Raw genomic sequence first — 11731 nt, 5'->3', positions numbered from 1 at the left:
ATCTGCTCGCTTCGTCATGTAAGTTTCCTTTCAACTCAAGAAAACCTCTCCACTTTTACGAAGCAAGTCCACTTGCGGCTCTATCCGTATTGATGAGACCTACATTAAAATACGCGGCCAATGGCGTTATCTCTATCGAGCTGTCGATAAGCACGGCAATCCGGTTGACTTCCTCTTGACAACCAAACGAGACCTACCCGCAGCCAAGCGGTTCTTTAAGAAAATACTGGAGAATGAACCTTGGTTAGCCCCGGATCGCATAAGGACAGATGGAGCGGGAATGTTTCCACCAGCCATCAAGGCAGCTTCACAAGATTTTCTCCTCCCAAACGATCCACTGCACTATATAACAAAGCATTTACAACAAGGCATTGAAAGCGATCATTTCAGGATCCAAAAGAACATGCCCAAGATTGGGTGTTTCCAATCATTCAATACGGCCCGCAGAACAATCATGGGTTTTGAAGCGATGCTATGGCTACACCAAGGTTTTGGATTTTTAGGGGACCGGAATGTTCTCAGCCAGAATGAGTTGATTGCTCAGTGCTTTGGAATTCAAAAGGTTAATGAAGTATGAAAGTCCGTCGTTATAGCAAGCAACTCGCCCTATGAAAAACTTAGCGACAGGCCCGTTCACGCCCTAACACTGATTTAATTGTCTTATCTTTAATCATACTAAAGCCAAAGCGGTCATTTAATATTGATGATTAAACATAAAATAAGCTAATATGAATTAAATGCCGGTAGTAAGGGTTTATTGAATTTGATACAAAATTTTGAAACCAAAGTAGAGATGCAGAAGCGTTGGTTCCACCAATTGTTAGCGCTATCTCCAGCATATTGGCCGCTTAGACAAAGTATCCGCTCAGCAATCACGATTGCAGGTCCTATTTTACTGGGCATTGTTTTGAATAATGCCGGTAACTTTATGATGATGTCCCTTTGTGCACTTGGTTTAGCGCTGGGTGAGAAAAACACATCTTATATATTAAGGTTAAAAGAAGTCTTCATTATTACCTTCATAGGTGCAACCGGCTTTTTCATGGGGTATGTTACTGGCTTTTCGTGGGAACTTGTTATTGTAGTGATGATGCTTGCAACATTCTGCGCAGGTATTATTGGCAGTTTCAGCGCGGCACTTTCGGCAGCAATGACGCAAGCTCTACTGATGGCAACCATCGCCATCGCTATGCCAAACATAGCGCCATTCTGGCAGCCAGCCTTGTTCTTTATCGCGGGTGGCGTTTTCTATGCCGCTCTGCTATCGCTTGATGCTCTGCTCTTCCATAAATTACGTTTTAAAAAATCGATTGCTAAATTACTAGAAGCGATTGCCATTCTGGCAGAGGCACGTTCAAAAAATGTTTCTGAAGCAGAGGAGAACACCTATAGGCGCCTCATTCATAAACAATTCTCTAGCGCTTATAATAGTCTGCTTATTAAGCGCTATTATCGTCGAGTGATGTATGACCATTATCTGGAATGGCAGACAGCCATTTTGGAAGATCTGGAAGCGATAAGTAATTCAACATTGGCCGCGAAAATACCCGAGAATTTAGCAGAGATGGCCAAGGTTCTGCGTGAGTTGTCAAAAGAAATTCAGGATAATAAAATTTCGGTTATTGGAGAAAAGAACAATCTATCAAACGATATGTTTTTAACTCCGATTGTGACTACATTTATTGAATCTTATAACCATCAGAATTCCACAGCTGTGCCAAATGTTATGATTGGAAAATCTGTTGAGCATAAACCCTCCAAAAAACTTAGTGATGTTATCTCCGGTCAAGATATTAAATCGGCAGTCATTTTAGCATTATGCATAGGTATCGCTTTTTGTACGAAGTGGGTCAATTCAAACAGCCATTGGTACTGGACACCTTTAACGGTCATCATTGTTCTGAAACCTGATTTGGGATCAATCTTCACACGTTCAATTTTGCGAATTTTCGGAACAATTCTTGGGGTTTGTCTGGGTGTAATTATTTTCATTTTTATCCCTAAAGGCATGTTGCTGGTATGCATACTTGCCGCCCTTGCATCCTGTATGCCTTGGGCTTCACAGCGTTCTTACTGGATGAGTACTTTCATCGCCACGCCTATCGTTTTAATGCTTCTGGATTTAATCAATCCAAATATTCATAATGTGGATTACGGCTTGCAGCGTATGCTCGATACGTTGGTTGGTGGTGCTATTATTTTGATTTTTGGATACTTCTTGTGGCCGCGCGAGCATCGGGAGGAGTTTGACAAGAATTTTCATGAAGTTCGCAATGCCATTGCCACGTATTTATTGACTTTAAGGCAGCCATCAACAGCAGAGCATGGGGACAAACAGTTACTGGCAAGTAGCACGCCTATTCATCTCTGGCTGCTATGCGTAAAAAGCTACGTTTTCAAATGCAGGAACCGCCACCAGCTGGAACTGAAGCTGCAGCATGGTTTCCGCGTCTCGCAAGTGCAGAGCGCATTTGTGACGATGTCAGTGCATGGTCAGCCAGAAATAAGGTCACTACAGATCAGATTGAACGTATTACAACACTTGCTGCAAAGATCTCAGGAGATAACCAAGCGGCTGTAACCACTACTGATACTAATGCGACGCAGTTAAACGACACACTATCATTACTGGAAAATAATATTAATGCGAGATTGATTAAAATAAATACACCTCTACACCTGAGTGGATTTTCGCCTGATAATTGAGGGACGACCAACAATGAATGCAGCATAAAAATAGATAATGCCAATTGTGGTCTTGCGCCGGTTGTGTTCCGGTCTACTGCTCATGTTATGCGGCTTTTTTCTCAAATGCCACCGGCGATTTCCAGCCGAGTGTTGAATGTCTTCGGCGTGGATTATAAAAGCCATTTATATATTCGAAGATTGCAATCTCAATATCCCGCCTTGTTTGCCAATCCTCACGCCATATCAACTCTGCCTTTAATGATTTAAAGAAGCTTTCTACTGCGGAGTTATCAAAACAATTACCTTTCTCGCTCATGGATGGCAGCAAGATAGACCCATCCTTCTCTGGTCCAAACATAAGTGATATCGCCTGCCCATTTCTGGTTGGGTGCGCTTGCACTAAAGTCTTGTTTTAATAGGTTCGGTGCAATGTTGAAGGTATGACGACTATCAGTTGTCCGTTTGAATTTATGCGTTCGAACAACTGTAATGTTATTTTGACGCATCAAACGCCCGACCCACCGCTGCCCGACCTGGAAACCCAGTGCTTTCAATTCTTCTGTCATACGCGGTCTGCCATAGCTTCCTAAACACAACCGATGCTGTTCGCGTATATGTGCCAGAAGTATAAGATCACGACGCTGGCGCTGTGATGGAGGGCGGCGTTTCCATGCGCGTAAACCACGATCTGTTACGCCCATCAAACGGCATATGCGTGAACGTGAGAGATAACCACGATAATCCGTAATAAACTGAAATCTCTCGGCTTTTGTGCCGCGAAAAATATTGCAGCGCTCCGCCGGGTAATCGATTCACTGGATCGATTACATTTCCGGCTTCAATTTATTACTTCCATGTTTTCTTTTGATATGAACGGATACTTAGGCTTGCGCTCGTATGACAAGACAAGGTGGAAAAGACACGCTTGACGTTCATCGCTTAGCAGATGGATCCTACATTCAGTTTATCAATGGCAAAACTGAAGTGGTCCTGCAAAACTGGATAGTCTGCTAAGATGTATCCGCCTTTAGCGATTGGATACGCAAATGACGACAAGGCGGAACTTTTCAGACAAGTTTAAAGCCACTGTGGCGCTCGAAGCCTGCGCGGTGACAAGACGGTTCAAGAGATTGCCGCCAAATGCAAAATCCATCCAACCCAAGTGACCACATGGAAACGGCAAGCGATTGATGGCTTGGCTGGTGTGTTTTCTGCTAAGATCAAAAAAACAGAAGGCAATGATACACAAGTCAAATAGCTCCACGCCAAGATTGGCAAGCTAGCGATTGAAAATGGTTTTTTGTCACAAGGGCTGAAGCGATGAGCCCCGCTGAACGCAAAGCAATGATCCGCAAGGATGATGCTGATTTAAGTCTGAGCGGCGTTGTTGCATGGATCGAATTCAGGACAAAGTTGTCCTATCGACGGCCTGTTTCATGAGACACGCTGAAATTGTGGACGGCCAAGTTCCGTCATCCGATTGAGAACGCGGACGCCGATCTTAACTTCTGTTTTCTGGTTGTCCAAGTCCTTCGCTTTGAGTTTTGGTCCGATCACGGTTTTCTATCGGCCCATTTGTGTTTCACCCCGGCTGCGCAGATTGTAGCCGGTCACTTTTTGCCAGGTCAACCAACCGCAGGTCTGTATTTGTGCAATATGCCGGTCTCGAACCGATGGATTGCGCCCCGCTTACGGGCTGAGAACGGCAATCTTGGGAAGTGGAATAATGACCTCCAGATTTGCACCGAAGCGCGTATCCAGAAAATCGCGGCTTGGCGCTCCATCATAGGCGCCATCGGCAATAAATTTGGTCACAGGACCGCTGATCTGATCCAAAAGCCTAGGCAAGGCTATCGGGTCGCCAATGTCATCCGTGGTTAGATCAGAGCAGATAATCTCTCCGCTGACAAGATCAAGGCGGAGATGAAGTTTGCGCCAGCTTTTGCGTTTGGCCTTGGCTTTGTGCTTGTTTTCCAACCATTCACCCGCACTGAAGACTTTTAAACCCGTGCTATCGATGACCAGATGAACCGGCTCTCTGCTTGCAACGTGACGTCTGACAGAAGGCAAGACCAGTCCTTTACTGCGACGCGACAGAGTGGAAAAATCCGGCACGGCAATATCAAGCCCCATCAGCCGCGCGACAGAGCGCATCAGACCTTGGGTCTGGCGCAGCAGTAGGTGATAGACAACGCGCAAGGTCAAGCACAGTGTAATTGCAAAATCCGAATATTTGGGCTGGCCGCAGACCACATACATGCCGCCGCCTCACTCACCCATATGGTCAAATCACCGCGTTGACGCAGGCTTTCATTATAAGCCGAACAATTCATAACCTTGAACTTCTGTCTGGCTATCTTGTGTCGGCGAGAGGCATTGAACTTGTGCGGCATCAAAGACATCCTGATAACATGAACGGTTTCTGGATATCAGTGATACGGCTATCTATGCAACACGGTCGTTTTAGCCTATGCACCATTGCTGGAAAACTGCTTACGACAATTTCAGCGTCCTCATTATGACAGATCAGAAAATCAAGCAGAATGTGGGGCTAAAACATCGCTTACCCTTGATAGCTGCTGGATGTAGAAAAACGTCGAACCAAGCCTTGAAAACGTCGATGCTCAGAATCTGGGTCTCAATGAGGGTCGGGGTTGATGTGATGTTCAATATGCCTCTCCTGTAATAGCTGCTCCGACTTGTCAGATGTGATCTCGAAGACCTGGCGACTTGTTCGGGCTAAAGGTAAAACAGGTGGGGAGCCATGCTCCCCGACGGCGTCATAGCACCAAGTTAGAAACGGTCTCCTACCTGAGCAAAGACATCATTCGCAGATTGATGCCGAATGCCAAGGAGAACATACAAGTTTTTAAATGGATCGTTTTGTTGCTCAGATTGTCAGCAAAGCCGATAATCTGAGCAATCCTGTAGCCGAGACCGGTTTTATGTTCATCCTAGAGGCTATTAACGGAATTGCCGCAACATCGGCTGTGCTTGCAATATGCTTTTAATTCTCAACTACTTCCTGCAATACAAATATATACCAATAGAACGGCTCTTAGGACTGTTCATTAAGCTCATACTGATTGCTTATTTGGGTTTTCAGTGGAGTCATCTTGGCGAGATTATTTATGCCATTCAAAACGGGATGAATTCAATCGCATCTAAACTCATGGCATTGGGTAGCTCATCCACGAAACTAACTGTTGCCGGTGCAATCGATGATTTAATTAAAATACTAATTGAGAAGAAAAAAGTGGTTGATGCCAATTATGATTGGTCAACAAATTCAACAATGACAATCATTACTACATAGCAACTCAGTCTTCTTGGAGGCTTGGGGGCATTAATCATTATCTATTGTAAGATAATGCTTGCCGATTATCTATGTGTGGCTCCATTGTTGGATTGAGCTTATAACCTTGGTTCTAATGTTTGTTTACGGCTTAAACCTACAGCGTAATTGAGGACGCGGTTTAAGCCGTAAAAAGGCACGGGGGAGGAAAGTTTAAACAGCTATTTTTGCTTAACATTTACGCCATGAAATAACTTTGATCGTAACAATGAGTGTTATTGAGATAATTGCCACTATGATAGTCCCCTTAATAAGGGGTATTTTAAACAAACCAAAGAGTCCAACAAATATACCACCAGAAATTGTCTGTACAAATCCCAAAAGAGAAGATGCTTTTGTTCGTAGAGGTTCAGATATATTCAAAATATCTCCCGAGCATGGGACTGTGATAAAACCAAATGCCCCGTTAAAGATAATAATCCCGATAATTGCATAGTAGATACCGAGCAAGAAGCTTAACCCTATTATGATAATACCTATAGCCATTATGATAATACCTATATTTAACAAGCGGTCACTGGAACAATAGGGGGCAAGGTAGCCACTGAGAAATAAGCAAATGGCAACAAAGCCATTGTCTGCCGATAGTATCAAGCCAATCACGGCTTGAGGCAGTTTTGCTTCTTCGAACAGAATAAAAGGCAAACTTACAACAAGAAGACTAAATGCTATCTGGAATGCTGCAAGAGTTAAGGTCGGTATGTAAAAGGTAGGCATTACCATCAGAGCTAGCCAGCCGCTTTTCTTAGAGTTTTTATTTTCAGTTGGCTTGATATACGACTGCGCACGGTGCTTTTGATCAACAAATTCTAACCAAATCCCTGCGCTAACCACAGGAATAACCAGCAATACAACAGCAAAACGCCATCCATATTTAGCAGCAACAACTCCAGCTATGAAGGGCATTGCAATCTGCTTGATTTCAACCAAGCTGGTAGCCCATCCGATAAGTCGTTTATATCCGCTTTCGTTAGTCGCTTCTCGTAAGATGACCCGCGTGGCGTTAGATCCAATGCTATTGGCAACAAACATCGAAAGAAAAATAATAATAAAAACATTAGGATTTTGTATAAGAGATAGAGCAACCGTGGCCAAACCGAGATAAAGACACGAAGTAGCAGAAGACCGATATAGACCAATCATATTAATGATGGACACAGAAGTGAGTTGTGAGAAAGCAAAAATAAGATAACAAGTACCAAGAAGAATTTGAAAGAAAGCAGGAGATAACCCGTTACTGGTTGCCATTAGTGGGAACAACGGAGCAAGAGCATCAAAAAAAAGAGCAACTGTCATGAAACGAACGACAGCTGCCCATACTAAACTTTGGGGTTTCTCAACCAAGGTTATTCCCAATAGTTAACTTATCCTACGGCAGCTAACTTAATTGAAGTGCTATCATTTTCACTCCGGCGTTTACAACCAATCATCCATTCTTTTAGTAGATTACGATGTTCCGGATATTTTTGGATAAGATAGTTTTCAGCAGTCGCCCATTCCCCTTTGTCAAACCACGTTTGTAGGATTTTCACGTCACTGTAAGGTACTGGAAGTTCCATATGAAGTTCGACTGATGAATTCTTCTCAGGGGTAGCAAAATCGCAAATCACGTTAAAATTCAGAACACGGGAACCCATAATTCTCTCCTTTTGCTTAGATTTTTGATGCTATTTATGTCTTATAAGCACGGATTACTTCACCATGTTACATCCATCCAAAATACGGCACTAGTCTAGGTTAAAGCTCCCTTTTATGAGGGAAAAATTTTTCTCTCAAACAACCCTTAAACTGGCTATTTACGTTTCCGGTAAGTTCTTCGATGTTTAGCTGTGTCGAGACATTTTTGTCGATGGTGGGTAAATCTGGCTCCATATCTTTTAGAAAAGGTCGTTATAGCAAGCAACGCGACCTTTGAAAAACGTTGCGACAAGCCCACAATATATAGGTGAGAGATGGACAGTCAGGGCGAACGTATTGCTAAGTCGTATCTAGACTTTGCCGAATTCGAAGCGCGAGGAACTTCGAACGTCTACGAAACGCTGGCACGCGAGGTCGCTGCAAGTTTTCCAGTTCTGCAATTTCTTTGCCGGCTGCCGACCGAAAAGAAGCAACCTAATCTCCTCTTTGCTGCGCTTCAGTATCTGGCTTGTCTGCCTCCGTCAGGCGCATTGACTGAAACGGTCCTAGACTGGGCTGACGATCTGGAAGAAGTAATGCGCAAGCGCAGCACCCAGACCAACGAACCGGGCCGGTGTGCTGCACTCATGCCGATCCTTGCCGCAATTGGAAAACCTCTGGCGATTGTCGAAGTGGGGGCATCAGCCGGTCTCTGCCTTTTGCCGGACAGATATGGCTACACCTACACGACAGAAACGGGCAGCGTAACGATCCCCGCACCAGAGGAGAGGACTCCGGTGTTCCAATGTGCGGCGGATGGATATGTACCTCTCCCCGACCGACATCCTGAAATTGTTTGGCGGCGTGGATTGGATATTAATCCACTGAATGCCAGTTCGAAAAATGACCCAGCATGGTTGCGGGCACTGGTTTGGCCGGAACACAAAAAGCGCAGGCAACGGCTCGACAAGGCGCTGACCATCGCCGCCGGCATGCCGGAACTAAGAGTGGATGCCGGCGATCTTCGCGACGGCTTAGAAGGGCTTCTCACCGACGTTCCGGCCGGCGCGGTGCCATATCGCTTCGGTGACAACTGGGTTCAGTTTTCTCGTATGTCTTAATGGCGTTCCACAGTACTGGACAGCCCCGTATGGCAATCGGTTGAATGGTTTCTTGCCTGCCTGACATAAAGGCATTAAACACAAATCGGAACAAAAGTTTCAATCGTGCTCATCAATCACAATCCTGCCTATCCATTGGAGGGGGGACTATTCTTGACCTTACGACCGCACTGGCCGGTCTGCTGTGGACTTGTCCCTTTGATTTCCGCCCCATTATCTTGTTGGGCGGTATTTTGTTAGAACCTAACGAGTTAAATTCTTCCCAGTGTCGAATGCCTTCTGTGGATGTTGTAAAATCCATTCATGTTTGAAAAGCGCAGCAGTCAGCTGCTGACGTGTTTGGCCCCTGAACATTAAAGGGGCATAGGTATACGGTAGTGAAATCATGTGCGAATGCTGGGATCAGCTCAGCTAAATGAGAGGGAGTCTGGGAACAAAGAATTTGAAGGCTTCATGAAAGATAGGATGCCAGTCTCGATCAAGCGGTACTTGGATTGAATGCCAGAAAAATGCGAATGAGTGACCGAAGTCGTCTTCAGTGGCGTGGATCCAAGCATTCGACAAAGATAGGCTGTGATAAGCGAAGAAGTGCCACGGCACGGCTTCAATTCCGATTTTCTGCGTTCCCAGAAAAATCAACGTAGAATGAACAACCATCCGCTTTCTTCCCTAAGCTCTTGCTCGGCTGCATATCGAGCTGTCTCCGCATCTTCAACCGTCCCCTTTACAAACTGCTTTCCCGCCAAAGGATGAATAAACGCGAGAACCTCCAATCCATGCCGAGAAGTTCTGAAAACAACAGGGCAAGCTTTTTCAATCATTGGCTTTGCTCATTTAATGACAACGCTCTGCAGTGTGGAACCTCCGGCAAACTCGGCGCTGTTCAGAGGCACCAGTCATTCCGGTATCAAGCAATCATCTTGTCTTCTTTGATGGATCACTACAACAATAAGAGCATACATCAGGGAAAACTGGTCTGCACAAGATCAAGCTTGAAGCACTACACTTTAGAAGTTTATTACCTGTTGCAAGACAACTATATGCGGGCAACTACCTAAAGTAGAATACACTGGTCAGTACAGATACTATGGAAACCTCATTCGGCTTTAATGAAGCGATGCCATCGATGGGAGATTTTCATGTATCGTCGTTTTTTGTTGGCAAGCGTTTGCTTATTCGCATTGGCTGGCACCACATTCGCTGAAACAGTGCTCAATCGTGACAGTAGCACGGATCCGTCTACGTTGGATCAGCATCATACCTTAACCGTATATGAAGGTTACATATTGCGTGATCTTTATGAAGGACTTGTCACTTTTGACAGCAAGGGAGAAGTGATCCCGGGCGTGGCGAAGTCATGGGAGATTTCTCCCGATGGTTTGACCTATGTATTTCATTTTCGTGAAAATGCTAAATGGTCAAACGGCGATCCAGTGACAGCCGAAGACTTTGTATTTTCACTACGTCGTATTATGGATCCAAAAACTGCTGCCGGTTATGCCAATGTGCTTTATTCGATCAAAAACGCGAAAGAGATTAACACCGGTAAGCTATCGCCCGATCAGCATGGCGTTGTAGCGATCGATGATCGAACACTAGAGATTACGCTTGTCTCACCAACACCATATTTTTTGACACTTCTAACCCATCAAACCAGCTATCCAGTAAACCGTAAAGCAATTGAGAAATACGGCACTAAATTCACCTTGCCCGGCAATATGATTTCTAATGGTGCCTATACGCTCACCGGGTTTATACCGAATGACAAAATTACCCTTAGAAAGAACCCTTATTTTTGGGATGTAGGCGCAGTCAAAATCGATGCTGTAAACTGGATGCCATTTGAGCAAGCAGCTTCCTGTATGCGACGCTTTGAGGCTAAAGAGGTTGATATTTGCGCAACGGTTGCCGCCGAACAGATGGACTATGTAAATAACAATCTAAAGCCATATCTGCGTGTTACGCCTTATTTCGGCGTCTTTTATCTTAGTGTCAAAGGAAAGCCGGACAGCAAATTACGCGATCCGCGTGTCCGCCAGGCAATGTCCATGGTGATTGATCGTGACTTTCTTTCCGATCAAATCCGGCGCGGCCTGATGTTGCCGGACTATTCTATCGTTCCGTCTGGCACCAAGAATTATGTTACGAATGCGCCCAAGCTCGATTATGCCAATCAGGATATTCTTGATCGTGAGGATAAAGCGAAAGAATTGCTAAAAGAAGCAGGCGTAGCACCGGGCAGCTTATCGGTGAAATTGCGTTATGCGACATCAATCAATAATAAGAATACGATGATTGCGATCGCTGATATGCTTAAATCTATAGGCATTACTGCCGAGCAGGACGAGGTCGAAGGCGCAACTTATTTCAACTACCTACAAGAAAAAGGAATGTATGATTTTGCCTATCAGGCATGGATTGCCGATTATAACGATCCTTATTCCTTCTTAAGCCTATTCACGACCGGTAATTATTTTAATTATTCTGATTGGTCGAACAAAGACTACGATGCGCTGATTGCCAAATCAGAAACCATGACTGACATTAATGCGCGCGCTGAAATATTGGCGGAAGCCGAACGGATTTTATTGGCTGAGGTTCCGGTCATTCCCTTGCTCGCTCCTTCATCACAAGCACTCGTCTCTGATAAGATTGAAGGCTACCGAGATAATCTGATGAACACGCATGCGACTCGTTGGTTGTCGATAAAGCCATAGCTACGCCTATATCCTTCACGAGGGGCTCTGGCGGCTTCTCGCAAAGTTTTTGGAGTCTAGAATAATTTTTCTGCAGGGTGGAATCCATTTATCAAAGTTAGCGCCGAATAGCGCTTTCACTTACATATCTGTGCTAATTTGGAGACGCATTTTTTTGTCTGGACTTGATGTGGTGGACGGCCTCCTGATCCGCTTTTGTGCGATAGTGTGGTTGTTTTTAAAAGCCACCAAGG

General features: G+C 44.8%; 7 protein-coding genes and 3 pseudogenes. 5 read left to right on the top strand and 5 right to left on the bottom strand.

Annotated features, from left to right (window positions below; all coding sequences use genetic code 11):
* Positions 1 to 64: 64 nt before the first annotated feature.
* Both JNC77_RS17040 and JNC77_RS17035 read left to right on the top strand, forming a co-directional pair.
* Positions 65 to 577 (top strand): annotated as a pseudogene (locus tag JNC77_RS17040) (IS6 family transposase); the annotation flags it as partial.
* Positions 578 to 763: 186 nt separating this feature from the next.
* On the top strand, positions 764 to 2581 hold the full coding sequence (locus JNC77_RS17035; RefSeq protein WP_374834675.1) for an FUSC family protein: 1818 nt from the start codon (positions 764 to 766) through the stop codon (positions 2579 to 2581).
* Positions 2582 to 2791: 210 nt separating this feature from the next.
* Here the strand turns inward: JNC77_RS17035 and JNC77_RS17030 are convergent.
* The 3 genes and pseudogenes from JNC77_RS17030 to JNC77_RS17020 form a co-directional block, all read right to left on the bottom strand.
* Positions 2792 to 3464: pseudogene (locus tag JNC77_RS17030) on the bottom strand (IS3 family transposase); the annotation flags it as partial.
* Between the two features lie 251 nt (positions 3465 to 3715).
* Positions 3716 to 3841, bottom strand: coding sequence for a hypothetical protein (locus tag JNC77_RS17025; protein ID WP_374834673.1), 126 nt, complete (start codon positions 3839 to 3841; stop codon positions 3716 to 3718).
* Positions 3842 to 4122: 281 nt separating this feature from the next.
* Positions 4123 to 5081, bottom strand: a pseudogene (locus tag JNC77_RS17020) (IS5 family transposase).
* A 608-nt stretch (positions 5082 to 5689) separates the two neighbouring features.
* On the opposite strand from JNC77_RS17020, the gene JNC77_RS17015 reads away from it, so the two are divergent.
* Positions 5690 to 6004 (top strand): hypothetical protein, encoded by a 315-nt coding sequence (locus JNC77_RS17015; RefSeq protein WP_374834671.1) that lies wholly within the window; start codon positions 5690 to 5692, stop codon positions 6002 to 6004.
* A gap of 210 nt (positions 6005 to 6214) precedes the next feature.
* On the opposite strand, the gene JNC77_RS17010 is transcribed toward JNC77_RS17015, so the two are convergent.
* Both JNC77_RS17010 and JNC77_RS17005 read right to left on the bottom strand, forming a co-directional pair.
* Positions 6215 to 7387: an MFS transporter gene (locus JNC77_RS17010; protein ID WP_374834669.1), complete on the bottom strand. Its 1173-nt coding sequence runs from the start codon at positions 7385 to 7387 to the stop codon at positions 6215 to 6217.
* A 20-nt stretch (positions 7388 to 7407) separates the two neighbouring features.
* Positions 7408 to 7680, bottom strand: a complete 273-nt coding sequence (locus JNC77_RS17005) for a hypothetical protein (RefSeq protein ID WP_374834667.1) — start codon at positions 7678 to 7680, stop codon at positions 7408 to 7410.
* Between the two features lie 315 nt (positions 7681 to 7995).
* Here JNC77_RS17005 and JNC77_RS17000 point away from each other — a divergent pair, with 315 nt between their 5' ends.
* Entirely contained in the window at positions 7996 to 8781 is a 786-nt protein-coding gene (locus tag JNC77_RS17000; protein ID WP_374834665.1) for a DUF2332 family protein, read from the top strand.
* Between the two features lie 1139 nt (positions 8782 to 9920).
* Entirely contained in the window at positions 9921 to 11498 is a 1578-nt protein-coding gene (locus JNC77_RS16990; RefSeq protein ID WP_374834661.1) for a peptide ABC transporter substrate-binding protein, read from the top strand.
* Positions 11499 to 11731 lie beyond the last annotated feature (233 nt).

This window comes from Paenochrobactrum pullorum (assembly GCF_041929845.1).
In the GTDB taxonomy this organism is placed as follows: Bacteria; Pseudomonadota; Alphaproteobacteria; order Rhizobiales; family Rhizobiaceae; genus Paenochrobactrum; species Paenochrobactrum pullorum.
Note: the sequence above shows the minus strand (reverse complement) of the source record. Positions and strands in the feature narration are given on the sequence as shown.